This is a genomic window from Streptomyces sp. WAC04114 (assembly GCF_019733245.1).
Taxonomy (GTDB): Bacteria; Actinomycetota; Actinomycetes; order Streptomycetales; family Streptomycetaceae; genus Streptomyces; species Streptomyces massasporeus_A.
This window is the reverse complement of record NZ_JAIGQA010000021.1, coordinates 19,899-40,257: the sequence shown is the minus strand read 5'-3', so window position 1 is coordinate 40,257 and position 20,359 is coordinate 19,899. Positions and strand designations below refer to the sequence as shown.

Annotated in this window: 20 protein-coding genes and 1 pseudogene; 15 read left to right on the top strand and 6 right to left on the bottom strand. The window is 68.1% G+C overall.

What is annotated here, in order from left to right; all coding sequences use genetic code 11:
- Positions 1–14: 14 nt before the first annotated feature.
- Positions 15–692 carry a pentapeptide repeat-containing protein gene (locus K4G64_RS08990; protein WP_221755498.1) on the bottom strand — a complete coding sequence of 226 codons (678 nt, stop codon included), beginning with the start codon at positions 690–692 and terminating at the stop codon, positions 15–17.
- A gap of 129 nt (positions 693–821) precedes the next feature.
- Here K4G64_RS08990 and K4G64_RS08985 point away from each other — a divergent pair, with 129 nt between their 5' ends.
- The 4 genes from K4G64_RS08985 to K4G64_RS08970 all read left to right on the top strand — a co-directional run bounded on the left by K4G64_RS08985 (position 822) and on the right by K4G64_RS08970 (position 5,555).
- Positions 822–1,982, top strand: a complete 1,161-nt coding sequence (locus K4G64_RS08985; RefSeq protein WP_221755497.1) for an FAD-dependent oxidoreductase — start codon at positions 822–824, stop codon at positions 1,980–1,982.
- A gap of 62 nt (positions 1,983–2,044) precedes the next feature.
- On the top strand, positions 2,045–3,028 hold the full coding sequence (locus K4G64_RS08980) for a zinc-binding dehydrogenase (protein WP_221755496.1): 984 nt from the start codon (positions 2,045–2,047) through the stop codon (positions 3,026–3,028).
- A 68-nt stretch (positions 3,029–3,096) separates the two neighbouring features.
- Positions 3,097–4,599, top strand: a complete 1,503-nt coding sequence (locus tag K4G64_RS08975; protein WP_221755495.1) for an MFS transporter — start codon at positions 3,097–3,099, stop codon at positions 4,597–4,599.
- A 29-nt stretch (positions 4,600–4,628) separates the two neighbouring features.
- A complete protein-coding gene (locus K4G64_RS08970; protein WP_260460209.1) occupies positions 4,629–5,555 on the top strand; it encodes an aminoglycoside phosphotransferase family protein in 927 nt (308 codons plus the stop codon).
- Positions 5,556–5,627: 72 nt separating this feature from the next.
- Here the strand turns inward: K4G64_RS08970 and K4G64_RS08965 are convergent, their stop codons facing one another.
- The gene (locus K4G64_RS08965; protein WP_221755493.1) at positions 5,628–6,041 is read right to left on the bottom strand and encodes a hypothetical protein; all 414 of its coding nucleotides are present in this window, start codon (positions 6,039–6,041) and stop codon (positions 5,628–5,630) included.
- Between the two features lie 1,440 nt (positions 6,042–7,481).
- A pseudogene (locus tag K4G64_RS40005) lies at positions 7,482–7,622 on the bottom strand (GntR family transcriptional regulator); the annotation flags it as partial.
- Between the two features lie 383 nt (positions 7,623–8,005).
- Between K4G64_RS40005 and K4G64_RS08960 the strand changes: the two are divergent.
- The 3 genes from K4G64_RS08960 to K4G64_RS08950 all read left to right on the top strand — a co-directional run bounded on the left by K4G64_RS08960 (position 8,006) and on the right by K4G64_RS08950 (position 11,446).
- A complete protein-coding gene (locus tag K4G64_RS08960; RefSeq protein WP_221755492.1) occupies positions 8,006–10,246 on the top strand; it encodes a restriction endonuclease in 2,241 nt (746 codons plus the stop codon).
- Between the two features lie 170 nt (positions 10,247–10,416).
- Positions 10,417–10,878 (top strand): GntR family transcriptional regulator, encoded by a 462-nt coding sequence (locus tag K4G64_RS08955; RefSeq protein ID WP_221755491.1) that lies wholly within the window; start codon positions 10,417–10,419, stop codon positions 10,876–10,878.
- A 1-nt stretch (position 10,879) separates the two neighbouring features.
- Positions 10,880–11,446 carry an HD domain-containing protein gene (locus K4G64_RS08950; protein WP_221755490.1) on the top strand — a complete coding sequence of 189 codons (567 nt, stop codon included), beginning with the start codon at positions 10,880–10,882 and terminating at the stop codon, positions 11,444–11,446.
- Here the strand turns inward: K4G64_RS08950 and K4G64_RS08945 are convergent.
- Both K4G64_RS08945 and K4G64_RS08940 read right to left on the bottom strand, forming a co-directional pair.
- Positions 11,434–11,907, bottom strand: coding sequence for an NUDIX domain-containing protein (locus K4G64_RS08945; RefSeq protein ID WP_221755489.1), 474 nt, complete (start codon positions 11,905–11,907; stop codon positions 11,434–11,436). The two genes, K4G64_RS08950 and K4G64_RS08945, sit on opposite strands and share 13 nt — an antisense overlap.
- Positions 11,908–11,910: 3 nt before the next feature.
- Positions 11,911–12,678 carry a helix-turn-helix domain-containing protein gene (locus K4G64_RS08940; protein WP_221755488.1) on the bottom strand — a complete coding sequence of 256 codons (768 nt, stop codon included), beginning with the start codon at positions 12,676–12,678 and terminating at the stop codon, positions 11,911–11,913.
- A 705-nt stretch (positions 12,679–13,383) separates the two neighbouring features.
- On the opposite strand from K4G64_RS08940, the gene K4G64_RS08935 reads away from it, so the two are divergent.
- From K4G64_RS08935 to K4G64_RS08900, 8 genes are all read left to right on the top strand, one after another.
- Entirely contained in the window at positions 13,384–13,644 is a 261-nt protein-coding gene (locus K4G64_RS08935; protein WP_221755487.1) for a DUF6284 family protein, read from the top strand.
- A complete protein-coding gene (locus K4G64_RS08930; protein WP_221755486.1) occupies positions 13,641–14,174 on the top strand; it encodes a hypothetical protein in 534 nt (177 codons plus the stop codon). The genes K4G64_RS08935 and K4G64_RS08930 overlap by 4 nt, the downstream gene beginning before the upstream one ends.
- Positions 14,171–15,178 carry a DUF2637 domain-containing protein gene (locus K4G64_RS08925; RefSeq protein ID WP_221755485.1) on the top strand — a complete coding sequence of 336 codons (1,008 nt, stop codon included), beginning with the start codon at positions 14,171–14,173 and terminating at the stop codon, positions 15,176–15,178. The genes K4G64_RS08930 and K4G64_RS08925 overlap by 4 nt, the downstream gene beginning before the upstream one ends.
- Positions 15,178–15,519, top strand: a complete 342-nt coding sequence (locus K4G64_RS08920; RefSeq protein ID WP_221755484.1) for an RRQRL motif-containing zinc-binding protein — start codon at positions 15,178–15,180, stop codon at positions 15,517–15,519. The genes K4G64_RS08925 and K4G64_RS08920 overlap by 1 nt, the downstream gene beginning before the upstream one ends.
- 29 nt (positions 15,520–15,548) lie before the next feature.
- Positions 15,549–16,049 carry a hypothetical protein gene (locus tag K4G64_RS08915; RefSeq protein WP_221755483.1) on the top strand — a complete coding sequence of 167 codons (501 nt, stop codon included), beginning with the start codon at positions 15,549–15,551 and terminating at the stop codon, positions 16,047–16,049.
- Between the two features lie 17 nt (positions 16,050–16,066).
- Positions 16,067–16,666 carry a plasmid transfer protein TraA gene (gene traA / locus K4G64_RS08910; protein ID WP_221755482.1) on the top strand — a complete coding sequence of 200 codons (600 nt, stop codon included), beginning with the start codon at positions 16,067–16,069 and terminating at the stop codon, positions 16,664–16,666.
- Positions 16,667–16,735: 69 nt separating this feature from the next.
- Complete coding sequence (gene traB, locus K4G64_RS08905; protein WP_260460213.1) at positions 16,736–18,766, top strand: plasmid transfer protein TraB; 2,031 nt, start codon at positions 16,736–16,738, stop codon at positions 18,764–18,766.
- 156 nt (positions 18,767–18,922) lie between these two features.
- A complete protein-coding gene (locus K4G64_RS08900) occupies positions 18,923–19,369 on the top strand; it encodes a hypothetical protein (protein WP_221755480.1) in 447 nt (148 codons plus the stop codon).
- On the opposite strand, the gene K4G64_RS08895 is transcribed toward K4G64_RS08900, so the two are convergent.
- Positions 19,344–20,279, bottom strand: coding sequence for an HNH endonuclease signature motif containing protein (locus K4G64_RS08895; RefSeq protein ID WP_221755479.1), 936 nt, complete (start codon positions 20,277–20,279; stop codon positions 19,344–19,346). The two genes, K4G64_RS08900 and K4G64_RS08895, sit on opposite strands and share 26 nt — an antisense overlap.
- Between the last annotated feature and the right edge of the window lie 80 nt (positions 20,280–20,359).

Sequence of the window (20,359 nt, the reverse complement as noted above, 5' to 3'; positions counted from 1 at the left end):
TGACGGGCGGCGCGTCAGCCCTCCACCCTGATCCCCCACTGCGCCGCCAGCACCGGTGCCAGATCCAGCAGTTGTGCCGTGCTGATCACCGCCCCAGACAGCCGGTCCAGTCCGCGGGTGATCTCCAGGGACGCGGCGCCGCGCAGGTCGACGTCCGTGAGGGTCGCCGCGTGCAGGTCGGCGCCCTTCAGGGTGCAGTCGGCGAACTCCACGCGCTCCAGGCGGGCCCCGCCGAAGTCCGGCTCGACCAGGACACAGCCCTCGAAGACGACGTCCCTGAGGCGGGCCGTGCGCAGGTTCAGATAGTCGATCTTGCCGCCGCGGATCAGCACCCGCTCCAGCACCGCCCCGTGCAACTGCGGTCCGCCGAGCCGGGTATCTGTCAGCTCCACGTCGCGCAGGGTCGCCTCGGCGAGGTCGGTCCCGACGCCGCGGACGCCGGTGAGGGTCGAGTCCAGGATCCGGGCGTGCCGCAGCCGGGTCTCGTCCAGGGCGCAGCCCGTCAGGGCACAGTCCATGAACCGGGCGCCCGACCCGTCCTGCCCGGCGAGGTCGGCCTCCCGGAAGTCCAGCCCGTCGTAGTCCCCGTCCGGCTCCAGCCCGCCGCCCTCGTACGGCTCCAGCACCGGCAGCCGTACCTCCGGTCGCCGCGCGCCCTTCACACCCGTACCGCCCGCCGCTCTCCTCGCCATGCCCCCATGCTGCACCCCACCTCTGACAACCGGCCCTGACCTGCACGGACACCGGTGATGTCACATTCCGGGGCCCAGGTTCGGTCGTACTCACAGAAGGCGAACCCGACCCGAGGGAGATCCCCAGCCATGCACCGCATCACCGTCATCGGCGGCGGCCTCGCCGGACTGACCGCGGCCATCACCGCCGCCGAGGCGGGCGCCAAGGTCACCGTCCACGAGGCCCATCACAGCCTCGGCGGCCGGGCGCGCACCGCCGACGGCCCGTACCGGACCAACGAGGGCCCGCACGCCCTCTACAACGGCGGCCCGCACTGGGCCTGGCTCAAGCAGCGCGACCTCATCGGACCGCTCGCCCCGCTCCCGCCCCTGGAGGCCGCCCGGCTCCGGCTGCGGCACCAGGGCGTGCTGCGCCGCACCCCGCCCTTCCCGATGCTGAAGCTGCTGCGCCGGACGGCCCGTCAGGCACCCGTGGACGCCGACTTCCTGACCTGGGCGACGGACATCGCGGGCGAGGAGGGAGCCCGGGCCGCCGCCCACTACTCGGCGGTCGCCCTCTTCCACCACGACCCCGGGTCGCTGTCGGCCGCGTTCGTCCAGGAGCGGCTGCGCCGCGCCACCAAGCTGCCGCCCGAGGCGCACTACCCGCGCGGCGGCTGGGCGAGCCTCATCGACAGGATGGCCGCCCGCGCCTGGAACCTGGGCGTCCGCATGGAGACGCTGTCCCGTGTCGACACGCTCCCCACGGACACGCCCGTCGTCGTCGCCACCTCCCTCGACGCCGCCCGCCGCCTGCTCGGCGACGACTCCCTGACCTGGCCGAGCGGCCGTACCGCCCTCGTCGACCTCGCCGTGCGCACCCGGCGCGGGGACGCCTTCGCGATCTCCGACCTGGACGCCCCCGGCTGGCTGGAGCGGTTCACCGCCCAGGACCGCACCCTCGCCCCGGCCGGCGAACAGCTGATCCAGGGTCAGATCCCCCTCGCCCCGCACGAGTCCAAGGCCGACGGCACCGCACGCGCCGAGCAGCTGCTCGACCTGGGCTTCCCGGGCTGGCGCGAGCGCGTCACCTGGCGGCGCGAGTCGGTGGCGACCGGCCGTACGGGCGCGGTCGACCCGCCCGGCACCAGCTGGCGCGACCGGCCGGCCGTGGACCGGGGTGACGGGGTCTACCTGGCCGGCGACCAGGTCGCGGCTCCCGGCGTGCTGTCGGAGGTGTCCTTCAACAGCGCCCTGACGGCGGTCTCGCTGGCCCTCGGACGGCGCGAGCTTGACCTCAAGCAAGCTTGAGGTTGGAGGCTGGTCTCAGCGAACGCCCCACCAGAGAGCGAACGTTCACCAGAGGAGTCATCATGCACGCCATCCGGCTGCACGTCTTCGGCCCGCCCGAGAACCTCACCCACGAGCGGGTCGAGGACCCCCGGCCGGGCCCCGGCCAGGTCCGCATCGCCGTACGGGCGGCGGGCGTCCACCTCCTGGACGCCGCCCTGCGCGAGGGCATGCCCGGCGGCCCGGCGGCCGAGCCGACACCGCTGCCGACCATCCCCGGCCGCGAGCTCGCCGGGGTCGTCGAGTCCCTGGGCGAAGGCGTCACCGGCGACTGGCTCGGCAAGCGGGTCGTCGCCCACCTCGGCTTCGTCCCCGGCGGCTACGCCGAACTGGCCGTCACCGAGGCCGAGCGCCTGCACGAGATCCCCGGGAACCTGGACTTCGCCGAGGCCGTCGCCATGATCGGCACCGGCCGTACGGCGATGGGCATCCTCCAGTTCGCCGACCTCGGCCCCGACTCGGTGGTGATCGTCCCGGCCGCGGCCGGAGGCATCGGCACCCTCCTCGTGCAGTACGCCAAGAACGCCGGCGCGACCGTCGTGGGCCTCGCGGGCGGGCCGGAGAAGACCGCGCGCGTGCAGGCGGGCGGCGCCGATCTCGCCGTCGACTACAAGGACCCCGCCTGGCCCGCGAAGGTCCGTGCGCATCTCGGCGGCCGGAGGGCGACCGTCGTCTTCGACGGCGTCGGCGGCGACGTCGCCCGCGAGGCCGTCGGCCTCCTCGGCCCCGGCGGCAGGCACATCGTCTTCGGCTGGTCCGGCGAGGGCATCAAGGACGGCGAGCCCTACCTCGTCGACGGCGTCTCCGAGCAGGTCCTCGGCCCGGTGATGCTGGGGAAGGCCGGCGGGCCCGACCCCGTCCGCACCCTCGAACTGCGCGCCCTCGCCGAGGCCGCCGCCGGCCGCCTCACCCCGGCCGTGCAGCGCTTCCCGCTCGCCGAGGCCGCGGCCGCGCACCGCGCCCTGGAGAACCGCGGCACGGTCGGAAAGGTGGTGCTGGAGCCATGACCCGACACCCCACCAGCGGCGCAGGATCCGCGGATGCAGGCCGCCCGGATCCATGGTCTTCTGACCAGATGAGTGTCACCCGGACAGGCGATCAGGGCCCTCCCGTGGACACCGACCCGCGCCGCTGGTGGGGCCTGGTCGTCATCGCCCTGGCCCAGCTCATGGTCGTCCTCGACGCGACCATCGTGAACATCGCCCTCCCCTCCGCCCAGCGCGACCTCGGCATGTCCGACGGCAACCGGCAGTGGGTGATCACCGCCTACACCCTCGCCTTCGGCGGGCTGCTCCTGCTGGGCGGCCGGATCGCCGACCTGGTGGGCCGCAAACGCACCTTCGTGATCGGGCTGATCGGCTTCGCCGCCGCCTCCGCGCTCGGCGGCGCCGCCACCAGCGCGGGCATGCTCTTCGGCGCCCGCGCGCTCCAGGGCGCCTTCGCCGCCGTCCTGGCCCCCTCCGCGCTGTCCCTGCTGACCACGACGTTCACCGACCCCAAGGAACGCGGCAAGGCCTTCGGCATCTACGGCGCCCTGGCCGGCAGCGGCGCCGCGATCGGCTTCATGGTCGGCGGCCTGCTCACCGAGTACCTGGACTGGCGCTGGTGCCTCTACGTCAACGTGCCCATCGCGATCATCGCCGTGCTCGGCGCCCTCGCCCTGCTGCACGACCGCCCCGGCCACACCGGCGCCCGCCTCGACGTCCCCGGCGTCCTGCTCGGCTGCGGCGGCCTCGTCGCGATCGTCTACGGCTTCAGCGAGGCCGAGTCCCGGGGCTGGAGCGACCCGATGGTGCTGTCGCTGTTCGCCGCCGGCATCGTCCTGCTCGCGGTGTTCGTCTGGTGGCAGTCCCGGGCGCCCAGCCCGCTGCTGCCGCTGCACATCATCCGCGACCGCAACCGCGCCGGCTGCTTCCTGACCATGGCACTGGCCGTGATCGGCATGTTCGGCCTGTTCCTGTTCATGACGTACTACCTCCAGGCCGTTCTCGCCTACTCCCCCGTCAAGACGGGCCTGGCCTTCCTGCCCCTCACGGCCGCGATCATCGTCGGCTCGACCCAGATCTCCGCCCGGCTCCTGCAGCGCGTGCCGCCGCGCATGCTGATGGTCCCCGGCATGGTCCTGGCCGCGACCGGCATGGTGCTCCTCACCCAGATCACGACGCACTCCTCCTACGCCTCCGAGATCCTGCCCGCCCTGCTGCTGCTCGGCCTCGGCATGGGCCTGACGTTCATGCCGGTCTTCGCCACCGCCACCGCGGGCGTCGCCCCGCAGGACTCGGGCGTGACGTCCGCGACGGTCAACACCTCGCAGCAGGTCGGCGGCTCCATCGGCACGGCCCTGCTCAACACCATCGCGACGACCAGCACCGCCACGTACGTGGCCGCGCACCTCACCGACCCGTCCGACCGCACCCGGGTGATGCGGGAGGGCGTCGTCCACGGCTACACCGTCGCCATCTGGTGGGCCGCCGGCATCATGCTGCTGGCCGGGCTCGTCGCGGGCCTGATGGTGACGAAGAAGGCCCCGAAACACGGCACCCCGACGGACACACCGGTACCGGAACCGGTGGCCTGAGGGGCGGAGGCGCCCAGGCGGAAATTCGCATGCCCCACCCCGCCCGCCCCATTACCGTGCCGGGAGTGATCGACATCCCCCGGGAACTGGCGGCATCACAGGAGAGGTTCAACGGCGAGGCGGGCCGCGCCTTCATCACCGGGCTGCCCGAGCGGACGGCCCACTTCCTCGACCACTGGGGCCTGAGGCCCGACGGCCCCCCGATGCACGGCGTCTCCGCCCTGGTCGTGCCGGTCGTCAGGACCACCGACGGCACCCCGGCGGTCCTCAAGCTCCAGATCCTCGACGAGGAGAGCGAGGGCGAACCGGTCGCGCTGCGCGTCTGGAACGGCGACGGAGCCGTCCGCCTCCTCGACCTCGACGAGCCCACCGGCACCATGCTGCTGGAGCGCCTCGACGAGACCCGCATGCTGTCCCACCTGCCGGACCCCCACCAGGCCGTGCTCACCATCGCCGAGCTCCTGGCCCACCTCACGTCCTTCCCGGCCCCACCCGGCATGCGCCGCCTCGGCGACATCGCGCAGGGCATGCTCGACCGGACCCCGTGGGCCCTCGACCGCATCCCCGACCCCGAGGCCCGCCGCATCGTCGCCGACTGCGCGGCCGCCGTACGCGAGGTCGTGGACGACCCGGGCGACCGCCTCCTCCACTGGGACCTCCACGACGAGAACGTCCTGGCCAGCACCCGCGCCCCCTGGCTGGCGATCGACCCCAAGCCCCTCGCCGGCGACCCCGGCTTCGAACTCTGGCCGGCCCTCGACAACCGCTACGACCCCGACGACATCCTCTGGCGCTTCGACGCCATGACCGACACCCTCGCCCTGGACCGCCCCCGAGCCCACGCCTGGACCCTCGCCCGCCTCCTCCAGAACACCCTGTGGGACATCGAGGACGCCCGCCCCGTCGACGACGGACAGCTGGAGATCGCCCGACGGCTGCGCGGTCACGTGCGCTGACCGCCGCCACCGTCGACGACGAACCCCCAGGTCAGAGCACACCTGACCTGGAGGGGGCGTGGCTGTGCTCACCTACCCGGCCGTCGACACCTCCAGAGCGGCTGACGCAGCGTCCACCACGGAGGGCCAGGCAGGGGAGGCCAGAAACCGTTCGTCCGGCTGGTCACGGCCGACCTCGTCCAGAGCACGGGTCAGTTCGCCGGCCAGTCTGCTCATGGCCTCGACCTCCGCCTCGCCGGCCAGGGTCCTGCCGAGCGCGGCCCGCGGGTCGGCGAGCACCGTGGTGTCGTCGTAAAGGATGTTGACGGTAAGCGTGAGATCGTCGTAATAGTCCGCCGACGGGTACCGGTGGTCGACCCATACACGCTGCTGGTACGCCGGATCCGCCAGAGCACGTACGGATGCGATGATCTCCGCGCGCATGTCGGGGAGCGTGATGTCATGTCGTGCTGTCACGGCTTGTTCCACGCCTTCCACTTCAGCCATTCGTCCAGGGCAATCGATCCCACCTGTCCAAGGACGCCATGCGACGCATGGGCGAGTTCTTCGTGCCCGCGCCCGGCGCCGCCGCATCCGCTGACGACAAAACCCCAGGTCAGAGCGCTCTGACCTGGGGTTTCAGCAGAGCCCCCTGTCGGATTCGAACCGACGACCTACGCATTACAAGTTGTCCGATCTTGGTCCGGGACTGTCCATTAGCGTCCGCCGACAGACTCAAGCCACAGGTCAGGCGCAGTCTCGGACTGACGCGGATGGTGGTGAACAGCTCCGGATTCGCACTTTACTGAGACCCCAACTGAGACCTATGAGGAGGCTGGCTCAGCCCTTACCTCACTGCACGCGGTTGGATGAGATCGACAGTCACAGCCGGTGCACGTGGTCATGACGAGGACGCTGATCCGGCCTGCGCTCCCGCAGCGCCATCTGTCGAGGCGCCCACAGGTGGACCTGCGATTATCGCCTTCGCCAAATCCGCCAATACTTCGGTCCTCTGCTCAGCATCGAGACCCCCGTCCCGCACCATGCGCTCAGCGGCCAGGTACCGCGAGAACTCCAGTGGTTGCTCAAAGTAGGCATGTAGATGCCCCGCAGCGACTTCCGCTGACTTCACGAAGGTGCGGCTCACATAGCCAGCTAGGGCCGCAGCCACCGCGCCCAAGCCCCCAGCTACAACAGACCCAGCCGTCGTGCTCGCCCTGAGAGCCACCAAGACGAAGGCCACAAGCAGCACGAACCCCGCTCCGCTGGCCATCTGCGCGTTCCGGAAAGATCGCCTCGCTTGCCCCAGCGCGATCTCGTGATAGAGATCCAGGCGGGAGTGTGTAACACCCCATAGCGCTGGCAGTGTCAGGGCAGCTCCACCATCACCCTCGTGTGTGCTGGCCTCCTGGGCGTGGTGGCGGAGCGCATCGCCCAACAGGCGTTCGGCGTCGCGCAGCCGCTCTCTCCCCTCAACGACATGAGGGCTCTCGGTATTCACCGGTGCCATAGAGAGCAGGGCCAGAACAAACCCCCCCACGGCCAACAGCAAACCGGTGAGGCCTACGGCTTGAGCAGCACCCAAGGTCACAGCGCGCGTCTTAACCAAAACCACGCCCCCGACCACCAGCGCACTGCCGACCACCATCAGCACACCTGCAAGGTTGCGGCGCCATCTCATGGACTGGCCACTCGCATCAGTCGACGAACTTCTCCCCATAGCCGATCAGCTTGAAGGCGTCATGACGAACCGTCCACCACTCGAGACAAGATGATCTTCAGAGAGGGGGAAGCCAACCGCCGGTAGGAGGAAGATCCCAAAAACGCGGGGGTGTCAGTGCCTCGCATTAACGTCCGACCCGTGATGGCGACTCAACCCCTCCCCGTAGCAGTGCACTTGATCTACTCACGTATGAGACGACATGGAGGGTGTCTCGTATAGGGGGCGTACAGGACACGGAAGCCGCCGCCCCGGCCGGCGGGCCCCGGCGTCGGGTCGACAATGCGCACCCCTTCCACGTGGTCGGGACGGTAGTAGCTCGTCAGCGTGTGCGTCGGCTGCGAGCCCTCCTTAACCACGTGTGCACGTTGTCTGATCTTGGTCCGGGGGGGTGTACGTGAACGTCCGGGAACTGAGCCCCACGCCTGCTCAGAGCAGGTTCCGGGCTTCAGCGGACGATGCCGGACACGACCGGATCTTGGAGGGATTGAGACCACAATTGAGACTGGGTAGACGCGCGAAGGCCTCCAGCCGCTTCTGGTTGTCACGCTTCTGGCCGGAGCGAGCGCGCCCGCGTCTTACGACGCAGGCCCGTGGTGCCCGCCCCAAGCGCTCGCAAGGGAGCTGAGCGCTGACGCCCCTAGGCAAGCCCTGCGATCCTGGCCACGTGAGGTTCACGCATGCATGACGTCGGAACCCACGTTGCCAGTAGCCTTGTTGGCTACGTACCGGGGCCGACCACGGGGAAACAGTGGACTCCTTTGACCTTCACAAGCTCACTGACATTGATTTTGAGTCCCTCTGCAAGGACGTACTCGGAGAGGTACTTGGCGTCAGACTGGAGATCTTCGCGAAGGGGCGCGATGGAGGTATCGATCTTCGGTACATGTCGGAGTCCGGATCAAGCATAATCATCCAATGCAAGCACTGGGTCAAAAGTGACCGAAAGAGCTTCATTCGGCGAATGAAGAGCGATGAATTTCCCAAAGTGGCCAAACTGAAGCCGACGCGATACATCGTGGCGACCAGTGTCTCAATGAATCCACAGGCCAAAGAAGCTCTACAGAAGGAATTTTCGCCTTTCATCCGATCGCCAGCAGATATCTGGGGACTCGAAGACATAGCCTCCTTCATCAAGGGTCGCTCAGATATCGTCAGGCGCCATATCCGCCTGTGGTTGAACGACGCCACTGCCCTAGAGGCGGCCCTGTCACGCAATATCCTATGGCGGTCTGAACATTTCGCAGAGGAGATTCTAGAGACGCTCAAAACTTATGTACCTAACGATAATTTCCGCCAAGCGCTCGGCATCCTGGAAGATGCCCATGTGTGCATCATCTCCGGCTTGCCTGGCGTAGGCAAAACCACTTTGGCGCAGATCCTCGCAGCAAATTACGCTGACCAGGGATATGAGCTAATCCACATCTCGGAGGATATCGAAGACGCCTATAAACTTTGGATTAAGGGTGGCCGTCAAGTTTTCATCTATGACGACTTCCTTGGTCAAAGCGTTCTTGGTGATAAGCTGCACAAAAACGAAGATCAGCGGCTTATCTCAGTCATGAAAAGAATTAAGGGGGACGCGTTCAAGCGTCTCATTTGCACCACACGCGGATATCTCTTGGAGCAGGCTCGACAGAAGTACGAACGACTTCATAATGAGGACTTCGATCCCCTGACGTTCACCGTCTCTGTCGATGGTTACGACCAGGACGTGAAAGCTGAGATCCTGTACAATCACGTATTTTGGTCGGCGTGGCCATCCGAAGCTAAGTCCGCTTTTGCACATCGCGAGAACTATGAGCCGATCATCGCGCACCCGCACTTCAACCCTCGCATCGTATCGGCGACCCTGGCCTCAAGATTTGATCGATGCCTTGGCGAGCCAGCAGCCCAGCTCATCAAGAATCTCAACGATCCGGCACTTGTATGGCGCCACGTCTATGAATTGCAAGTTTCACAGTCCGAACGTGATCTGCTCACCACGTTCTTTTCAATGCGGAACTTTCGCCTCTCCACCCTTGAAAAGGTTCTCCTTGCACGCCCTGGGTGGACACGCTCTCAAGTCAGGCGAAGTATTCAAGTACTGGACGGCACGTTTCTGTCCGTCAAAAAGCACTACCTTACATTCCACAACCCATCTGCGGCCGAGTTCGTTGCTGCGGAAGTCTTCGGAGATACGTCGATTGTGCGCGACATTTTGTCGCACCCTTATGCGTTCGAGCAGGTGGAGACCCTCTGGTATCACTACAAGACGAGAATGGATGGACGCGAGTTCGTTGGCTTCGTAACGAACGAATTTACCGATCTTCTGGTGAGCGCAATTTTGCACTCTCTTGATTCGGACGAGGAACTCTATAAGAGCGAATTGTCCTCCGCTCGGGTTTTGACTGCTCTTGAAGTGGCGGAGTTCTGTGGTCATTCAGAATTGATTAGGCGCGTGGTGCGGACGCTCTCCACCCAAGGGGTCATCTACCGGATTCCTTCTGTGGAAAACATTGTGCAAGTGATCAGACTGACACAGCACTCGCGAACCCCTGAGATCAGATCGCGCCACCATGACGTTCGCTTGGAGGGACTGACCTCCATCCTGAATCGAGAAGAAGGGCCCGCAGCACCGGTGAAAGCAGCGCTTTATGCAACTGAACTACGTGATCTTCTTGATGCGTCGATGTTGCGGGAGATCTACCACCAAGCAGTTGAGGCCACTTCGGAAATCCTTCGGGAATACGACGACGGGTGGGGTGACGTAGACGAAGATGACCTGGAAATTGCATTGCAGTTTGCCTCAACCCGCCAGAATCCAGACAAAATTTGGCCGGGATCTGAGAACCTGATGAACACTCTGGAGATTAAGGAGTGGCGAGGAATTAGCGGTGCAGACGCGGAAGACGAATACGAGGAAGAAGAGTGGGACGAGTACAGCATGGAAGGGGATGACACACACCTACTCATGCAGTCACTATCCTCATTTGGCGCCGAAGTCTATTAATTGGGGAGTTCGCATTCCATTTCCGGTCACGGCATCTGCTGAAACAGGGAACTTCAGGTCTCAATGGTGGTCCGGCGCTAACTCGCCAGCGACGGCGCCGACCGCTCCGCAGCAGTCACGAAACGTGCGAGGCTTGGGGCTGACGACGGGCGAGCGTAGAGGGAGAGCGAGTGTCGCAGCGGGCCAACCCTCGGGGGACCTTCCTGAAGATTGCCGACTTTGTGAAGCGGCAGATCGAGGCGGACCCAGACATGGCGGAGCTTCCGTCCCTGACTGAGGTCATGCGCGACCACCAGGTCTCGCGAGGGGTCGCCCTCCGGGCATTCGGTGTGCTGCGACAGGAAGGCTTGGCCGAGCCGGTGCCTGGCGAGAGGTGGCGCGTCGTGCGCGCAGGTGCGCCAGGCGACCGGCGCCCGCTCGATCAACGGATCGCGGACATCATCACGGCTGAGGGACTCGAAGTAGGGGCAGCATTCCTGAGCGCTTCCGCGCTGGCCGAACGGTTCGGGGTCTCACGCCCCACAGTGACCAAGGCTCTGGAGAGGTTGGAGACCGCCGGCGTGTTGGCGGGGGGCCGGCAGGGCAAGGTGCGGACGGTCCGCGCTGTGCCGACGCGAGAGGAGCGTTCGTAGCTTGCCGAAATTGACGGAGTGGGCCTACCCCTTGGCTGAGTCCCTGCTCGCCGAGCCGTTGCCGCGGCGGTGGAAGCACTGCCTTGGAGTCGCCGAGAGGGCCCGCGCAATCGCGCTCATCCTCGACCAGGACGCCGACCTACTGGAGGCGGCGGCGGTCCTGCACGACATCGGCTATGCCCCGGACCTGGCCAAGACGGGCTTTCACCCACTGGACGGTGCGCGCTACCTCCGCGACGTGGCTGGCGCCGACGAACGGGTCATCAACCTGGTCGCCCACCACTCTTGCGCCTGGATGGAGGCGGAAGCGCGCGGCATGCGCGAGGAGCTGGAGAGCGAGTTCCCTCGCGAGAGCGCGCACCTGAACGACGCGCTCTGCTTCTGCGACATGAACACCACGCCGGACGGCACGCCCACGAACCCGATCGACCGGATCAACGAGATCACCGGCCGGTACGGGCCCGAAAGCCTGATCGGGACGTTCATCCGCCAAGCCGAACCCGAGATCCTGGCCTGCACGTCCCGCGTGCTCGAACGCGTCGCCGCGGCCAAGCGTCAGCCGATGTAGGGCGCTGTGCGCGCCTGATCCATGGCGTGCTCGATCCGGAGCCGCATCGTGGGGTGCACGTCCAGCCTCGTCAGGTCCGCGGGGTCGACCCAGCGGACCTGAGTCGTCTCGTTGCTCGTGCGGAGTTCGCCGCCGATCGGCCGGGCGCGGAAGCAGATGCTGAACTGCTGGCGCACCTCGCCATCGTCGTACTGCATCACGTGTCCGGGGTCCGTGTAGAGCCCGGACACGTTGACAACCTCCGCCTTGATCCCGGTCTCTTCCCAGACTTCGCGCACAACGGTGTCGCTGATCGACTCCCCCACGTCGTGACCACCACCGGGCAGTGCCCAGCGCCCGTTGTCGGAACGCTGAATCATCAGCACCTGTCCCGCGTCGTTCTGCACGAACGCGACGACGGACGGCACAACCGAGTTGGCCGGTGGGGCATCGGGGTCGTGCAGGTAGTCGATACGTCCCATGGTTCAGGCTCCCGTGATGCTCGCTATGTCCTGCTCGGTGACCGGGCGGGCGTTCTCCCAGGTGTGTTCGATGCTATTCGCGTACGTGTCGAACATGCCGCCGCCCGGCAGACGGCGCAGATGGAGGACGGGTGCCATGAAGGCGCCGATGCCGTAGACGTGAGGGTTCACCAGCATCTCGTCGTCGGCCCGGTAGATCGAGTTGTAGAGCGTCGAGTCGTGCAGCCGGAAGCCGATGTCCGGATGGCTCCTCATGAGGGCGCGGTAGTGGAGCAGGGCGTTGCGAATCTTGCCGTCCATGATCTGGTGCCCCTCGTCGATGCCGCGCTGTCGTACGGCAGCGCACTCGGGGTCGCCGAGCAGGATGCGCACCTGGGCTCCGGCTTCTACCTTCGCCTTCACGAGGTCATGGAACAGCGGGTCCTCGGAGAGGAACAACCCGGAGTAGACGAGCACGTCCAAGTTCCGCTCAGCGCGGCCGTAGAGCTCTCGCCAGAGCCCTGGTGGCACCGTATGACGATGCGGGTAGACGGTCGCTATCTCGGCTTTGGACAGGTCCGCCGCGCTCTCGATGGTCCGGCCGTCTTCCCAGATCGTCGTCACGTCGACCTTGAGCGCTGCCGCTGTCGCGTACTGGTGACGCCGGTACGGCACCTTCCCTTGCGTGATCCAACGCTCGACTGTTTTCGGGATGACGCCGATCTCTTCAGCCAGGTCCTGAACAGTCATCCCGCGCGCTAACAGAGCCGACCTCAAGCGCTCGTTGGACATCTACACCCCCCGAGGGACTTGTAGGGACTTCTTGAGCGTAGTCAGCGCTCCCCAAGGTTTCCAAGGGTGCGGTTACGAACGCCCCTGACCTGCGGCGATTCTGATCGTGCGCCAAGAAGTTCCGGACGCAAAAGCACGAGGTTCCGTCGCCGTACTTGACGGACCCTCATGCAGTACCTGTAAAACAGGTACTGCAACGAACGCAACACCTCGGTCGGAAGGCGGCTTCATGCCGCCTGCGCAGAAGGCGGGGACGCTGCAATCCCGCTGAAGGCCAGGCAGAACAGGGTTTCGGCCCGTACTGGCGAGGTGGCCCGGCGACCGCGAGCAACGGCCGGAGGGTGGGGACGCGGTCCCCCTTGCAGTGATTCATCCCTGTTGATCTCGCCTGAGAGGCATTCCAGTGCACCGATGAAGACCTTGGGCGCCCCCGTGTTGGACCGGCCGGCGGGCGCCAGTACGCAAACCGGGTCCGTGAGCGGAACGCTCGCTCGCGGCCGAACCGGTCCGCTCTCTACCTGCCATCGCAGCGGCTAGCGCTGCGGCCGGTTGCCTCCCTCGCCCGTCCGGGCCCGCACATCGTGCGGAGTCCGTACGGGCGGGGCGCGGGGAGCCGAGACAACCCGGCTTCAACGGCAAGCGGCCCCCGGGGTGCCACCCGGGGGCCGCGCTCGGGCCGTTCACCCTTCGAGAGGAACACGACCCATGAAGATTGTCCCCCTTCACCCGCTGTCCGACATCGACGTGAACCAGCAGGACCGCGAGCCGACGGCTGCGGAGCTGAGCGCCATCGCGTACGAGACGCCGCTCATCGAGGCGGAAGTCGAGTTGCTGGACGTCCGTATCGCCTTGATGGACCGGACGCCGACGCAGCTGGACCGCGGGCGTCTGCGCAAGGCTATGCACAAGGTGCTGGCCGAGCGCGTAGCGCTGGCCAACCGCCTGGCCCCGGGGGAGGCGGCGTGATCCGCATCGTCACCGCGGCCCGCCTGGAACGGCTGGAGGCCGACGCGAGCGCGGCCCGCGGGTGGGCCCGGCAGGTCAGTGGGGCGGCGAACGAGGCGTTCGGCCGGCATGTGCGGGAGCTCTTCGCCGTCACCAATCGCGCGGAGCGAGCGGAGACGACCACCTCTGAGGTGGGCGTGATCCTGGCCCGCGCGTTGGAGGAGCTGTCTGCCGCGCAGCAGGAGTTGCTGCTGCGGGACATCGAGATGCGCCGGCTGCGGGCCGAGCTGGAGGGCGAGTCGCTGGAGGGTCGGACGCTGACGGTGCTGCTGCACCACGGCGAGCCGCACACCATCTACGCCTCCCGCGAGGACGCCCACGCCGACACCGCCACCCACGGCATGCCGACGGACCACGTGTGGAAGCGCTGCGATGAACGCCCGGCCGCTGAGTTCAAGTGGCGGTGCGAGGCGTTCATCTACAACCCGGCATCCAACGGCTTCCGCCGCGCTCAGATGCCCGTCCCGAAGCCGATCGAGGGGGCGGCGTGAACAGTGTTCAGACGCGTTCAGCGGAGCACGCACTGTCGGGTGGCACGTGGCTAATCGTGTGCGGGGCGATGCTGTACTCGATCCTCACCGTCACGCCGTTGATGGCCGCGCACACGGCCGAGGAGTGGGACTGGACGGCGCCGATCCTGCCCCTCGTGGTGGACGCAGCAGTCGTGATCGTGGTGAAGCTCGATGACGTGCTGGCCCGTGTGGGCGGCGACGGCGGACGCTGGCCCATCACGCTGCGGTGGATGACCGGCCTGATGACCCTTGCCCTCAACACGGCCGACTCCGCCCTGAAGAAGGACCTGGTCGGCGTGGCAGTGCACTCGGTGGCTCCGCTGCTGCTGATCGTCACGGCGGAGACCAGCCTCGCCTACCGGCGGGCGATCGCCGCCGCCGTGGCGGCCCTGGAAGGTCAGCAGCGAGCCGAGCGGGAGCGGCGCGAGCAGCAGGCCCGGGAGCGCGCCGAGCAGGCTCGTGCCGAGGCCCGGGAGGAGCGTGAGCACGCCGCGCAGTTGGCGCGTGAACAGCGTGAGCACGAGGCCCGCATCGCCCGCGAGCAGGCGGAGCGGGAGGAGCGGCAGCAGCGCGAGGAGCGTGCGGCCCGACAGCGGGCCGAGGCTGCCGAGCGGGAGGCTCGTGAACGCCGTGAACGCGAGCGTGAACAGCGTGAGCAGGAGCGGCTGCGCCGTGAACAGCAGGCCCGGCAGCAGGCTGAGGCCGAGCGGCGCGAGCGTGCCGAGCAGGCGGAGCGTGAACACCGTGAACGCCAGGAGCGTGCGACCCGTGAACGCGCCGCTCTGCTGGAGCGCGGCCCGGCCGAGGGCAAGCTGCCGGAGGTCGAGGCGCGCCGGATCGTGGCGGCCGGGTTCGAGTCGGGCCTGTCGGTGCGTCAGGCAGCGGAGCTGTGCGGCTGGTCGGTCGGCTGGGTCTCCCAGCGCTACGCCGAGCACCGCGATCCCGGCACCGGCGGGGCTGAGCTGGCCATTGCGGGCAACTGATGGCCAGCCTCCCCGTCTACCGGTGGCGCCTGGCCCCGGACGGGCTGGCCACGCGCCGCCAACTGCGCGCCCTCGGGCTCCGGCCCGGCGGTCAGGACGTGGCCGGCCAGTTGGAGCGTCCGAGGCGCCGCCGCGGCCCGCTGGTCGCCTACCTCTACTGCATCGAGCAGGCCAAGCCGGTCAGGCCGATGACGCCCGCGAAGTGGGCCGCCCTGGCCAAGGCCAACGCCGCTCGCCGCCTCTGCCCCGAGTGCCGGCGGGATGCCGGATACGTCATCCCGCCCTCACTCGGCATGTGCGCCCCGTGCGCCTACCCCGACGAACAGCGCGCCGCCGCCTGAACCCCTTCTACTTCACCGGGAGTTCCGCTGTGTCCAGCCGTACCCGTACCCGCTCCGTGAAGACGGCGGCGGGTGTCCACACCGTCCGTATCCCGCGTCAGCGCGGCCGCCGCGCCGCCGACCCGTTCGTGATCGTCGTCCCCGAACGCCCCTCCCTGACCCGCGAAGCCCTCGGCTTTGTGGGCCGTGGCCTGTGGACGTTCCGCCATGCGCTCGCACCGACCGGCCTGTCCATGCTCGCGTTCCTGGTGGCCGGGCTGCTGCACCTGATCGCCTGGTGGTCCGCTCTCGTCATCGCCCCGGTGGCGGCCGGGCCGCTGGTCTGGTTGCTGGTGATGCAGCGCCGCCGCCCCGCCCGCAGCGCGGCTCTCGCCTGGCGCATCGGCCTGACCGTGCTCGCCACGGCCGCCGGCGTGTGGCTGGCGCTGGCCGCCGGGTTCGGCCCGCACACCAGCCCGCTGGCCCTGCTGTGGCTGCTCATCCTGATCGCCGCGCAGACCGCGTGGCTCATCATCCGCCCGTCCCGCTGACCTGAGGAGAGTGCCACATGGCTAACAACGGACGCACCAGCGCCGCCAACGCCGTTCGCGGCTTCGCGAATCGGCAGGCGACCCAGCCATTCACCCGCCCTCGCAGCAACAGCGACCACGGCAAGGGCAACAAGTTCGCCAACGCGGGCGCCGCTGCCGGCGGGTTCGTGGGCGCGATGGGGGGATCCTTCGTCCCGCCAATCAACGTCACCGTGAACAACAACAAGTCTGCGGGCGGCTCGAGCGGGCGCCGCCCGCACGCCGAAGCCCTGCTCCCCGCCCCGGAGTTCAGCTCCCCGGCGCAGGTGCGGAACTACTGCAACACCCTGCGGGCCGCGGCCGTGACGCTGTCCATCGAGGTCGCCATGGGCACCGAGATCCTCAAGGGTGTACTCGCGGCCGTGCCCGACCCCGAGGGACGGGCGTTCGGCTCCCGGATCCGCGCGGCGAAGGTCGCCCGGAAGATGAACAAGGCCGCCGATGACCTGCGCAGCGCCGCGAAGAACGCCGCCGCCTGCTACGCGACGTTCCAGCAGGAGTTCGAGGAAGAGATCAACCGCATCCGTCACCGTGCCCGCAAGCCGCAGCAGCCGGTCATGAACTGGGCCCAGCAGTAAGGAGGCCGACCCATGGCAAGGAACCACAACGGCCGCCGCGTGCGGCACACCGACTTCCTCGACAACGGCATGGTCGCCGAATACACCGGCCCCGGTCTCCTGCCCGGCCAGTCCCCCGGTGGTGGCGGCACCGTGGGCGCCTACCTCCTGTCCCGGGCCATGCCGCACCTGCCACCGTGGCTGGCCGCCGCCGGCATCGGCATCACCGGCGGACTCGGCAGCCTGAAGTGGGAGCAGAGCGCGGCGGCCGGGGTCGGCCTGACCCTCGCCTCCGTCGCACTCACCGGCGCCACCTGGTGGATGGGCAAGTCCACCACCGCCCAACGGCGCCTGCACTCCGCCATCACCGTGGCGTCCGCGTCCGCGTGGACCACGGCCGCGTGCCTCGCCGGGCCCACCGCCGGGCCGCTGCCCGACCTGTACCTGATGGGCGCACCCGCGCTCGCCCTGTCGTGGAACATCCGCATGATCCTGCGCCGCAACGACGCCCCCACGACCGAGGGCGGAGACAAGGGTCTGCTGGAGAAGGTCGGGCTGGCGCGTGCGCAGATCGGCAACGCCAAGGTGGAGCCGAACCGGGTCACCGCCCCACTCGCGGTGGAGGCCGGGGAGCAGACCAACGACGACGTCTCCAAGGCCCTGGCCCGGATCGCCTCCGCCCTCGACCTGCCCACCTCCGCCGTGCGCTACCAGCCCGACGGCGACTCCAACCGGCGCGGGGACCTGGTCATCGTCCCTGAGGACATGCTCGCTCAGGCCGCGTACTGGGAGGGCCCGTCGAACCTGGGCGGTTCCATCGCCGATCCGCTGGTCATCGGCCGCTACGACGACGGCTCCCCGATGTACCTGTGGCTGCCCGGCGACCCCGACGCCGGCCGCAACGGCACCCACGTCCTCGTCGCCGGCGGCACCGGCTCGGGCAAGGGCGAGACCGCCCTCAACCTCCAAACGGAGATCCTGTCCCGGCGGGATGTACTGCTGTGGCTGTCGGACCCGAAGATGTTCCAGGACTTCCGCCCGCTACTGCCCGGCATCGACTGGGCCGCCGAGGGCGGCACCCCCACCGAGGTCATGGTGGAAGCGATCCAGGCCGTCATCCCCGCCCGCACACGCTGGCTCGGTCAGCACAACTACCGCCAGTGGGTCCCCGCTGCCGCCGAGGTGCAGAACGACGCGAAGCACTCGTGCCGTACGGACGGCCGGGTTTGTGGCTGCGCGGGCATGCCGTACCTGGTGGCCTGGATGGAAGAGGCCGCCAGCACCCTGCGCAACCTCGGCGACGACGCGTTCACCGGCATCGCCCAGGAGGCACGCTCCGCCGGCGTCTCGCTGATCGTGTCCCTCCAGCGGCCCTCGTACGACCAGATGTCCACCAGCACCCGCGCCTCACTGCCCTCCGTGATCGCGCTCGGCTGCGACCCGCGTGACGAGTCGTTCTCCCTGCCCGACACGGTGCTGGACGCCGGCGCCCACCCCGGCGCCTGGGGCAACCGACGCCCCGGCTACTGCTACTTGGTCACCCCGGGCATCGACGAGACCCGCTACGCCTCACCGGGCCGCACCTGGGGATTCGGCCGTGACGCGGTCTCTCGTATGGAGGTCCTCGCCGACTGGGCGCAGCGCAACGGCGCGGGCGCCGACCCCGTCACCGCCGGCGCGGCCTCCAGCGTCGCCGGCAACGCCTACACCGGCCGCCCCACCCCCGACGGTGCCCCCGGGCGCGCCGCCACGGATGAGGACGACATGGACGACGACACCGGATACGGGCCGCTCGCCGACCCCGAGGACGCCGACATCGACCCCGAGGCCGAACTCCCCGAGCCCGAGCAGGGCGACGATGCCCCGCTGTTCGGGCAGGACAGTGGCCGCAAGCCGTCGCCGGAGGAGGCCCGGCGGCTGTTCGCTCAGGCGCTGGAGGAGTTCGAGCGGGCCGGGCACATGGTCGTCGGCCCGAAGGACTTCATGGACTGGTGCGACCGCAACAACCTCTCCCGCCCGTGGGTCTCCGCACGGCTCAAGGAGGCCGCCCTGGAGGGCCGCCTGGAGGCAACGAACACCACCGGCCGGTGGCGCATCGTACCCGCCCTGACGGCCGCGTGACGCCTGACACCGTCACAGCCGCCTGACACCCAAACCCCTAGGCAGACGCGGTGTCACGCATTCCTGACACCACCCGCTGGCACCCCCTGACACCCCACCCGCACGGGCCCGCGCCACCACCATGGCGCGGGCCCGCCGCCATCCCAGGGAGACCCGATGACCGACCCCAACCGGCCCACGGCCGTCGAAGTCCACTACCCCCAACCCGTCACTGTGCATCCGTCGGCCGCGCCGATCGCACCCGTTCAGCCGGGCCACCTCCCGGCCGTGGCGAGCGTGGTCCTGCCCGACGGCCGGGTTGTTACCGGCTACGCCATCGAGCCCGCCAAGCCCGAACCGGTCGCGGCCAAGCCGGCCGTGTCCCGGGCGGCGGTGAACGTCGCCCTCGGGGGCATCGGGTTCCTCGCGGTGTGCGGCGGCCTGCTGCTGCTCACCTCGTTCATCGCGGCCCTGACCGCGTTCATCGGCCAGCTCATCATTCTCGCCGCCGTGGTCTTCGGCGGCTGGATCGCCGTGCAGGTGTTCAGCACGAGCGACCACCAGGGCGGCAACACATTCCACATCCGCAAGGCCGTGATCAAGCGGAACCACTTCCACGGCTGAGCCAGTGTGCTTCGAGCCAGACGCGGTGTTCGGGACGCAGCTGCACGGCCGGGGGCTGACCGTGCAGCTGCGCATAGAGCGGATAGCTGCGGAGGCTTGGGGCCACGTCAATCAGGCCGGAGCGGGGTTCCACAGCAATCTGTCCGAGGTCGAAGAGCCTGTGGATGTCCCGCCGTAGCAGCAGGCCGCCGTAGTCGTGGTGCTCGCCTGATTCGGCGTAGCTGTAGAGATGAGCAGCCTCAAGGGCGGCTGCAGGAGCTGCGCCGGTCATAGCGCACTGCTCACCCTGCTCACGCAGAAGACGGCTACGGAAAGCGCTCTGTCCCACCCGCACCCGCACCTTGGAGACCTTGTGTCCTCTCGGTATGGGAGTGCGTTCATCGTATTCCAGCTCCAGTGGCAGTTCCTCACCGGCGAGTTCGAGAAGAACGTCACGTAGCTTCTCCCACCGCATGGGCCGCATGCTCAGCTGCGAGTTGGGCGAATCGCACAGGGCCCGAAGTTCAGCGCCGGTCAGCAAGCCTTGGCCGTTGATCCAGCTAATGCCGTGGCGTGACCGGTAGGTCGTTACGGTCTTGGTCTTCTTTCCCGGGGTGTCGAACAGGGCTCCGCACTGGTTGCAGCGGCATGCCGGTGTCAGGCGGCTGCGGCGCTTAAAGTCGGCCCGCTTGCACTCGGGACAGAAGTAGACCGTCTTGTCTTCCTTGCCGGTGTCGATCCCGTGGATGACCGAGACACCGATCAGTTCTCTTTTGTCCCAGAGCGCAATGACATCGCCTACGGCCACTTTCGCGTGGTTGGGAACGGTGCTGTCCCAGCTGTAGTGGTAGCGCGGATTGTCGTCATAGCCGTCGTTTCCTCCGTGCTGCCGGTTATCGCCCACAGCCAGCATCAGCCAGGCAGTCGTCACAGCTTCCCTCCCCAAGCACACATGACGGGGCAGCCGCCCTCTCGCCAAAGACCGCGGCTGCCCCATGTCCAGCTCCCATA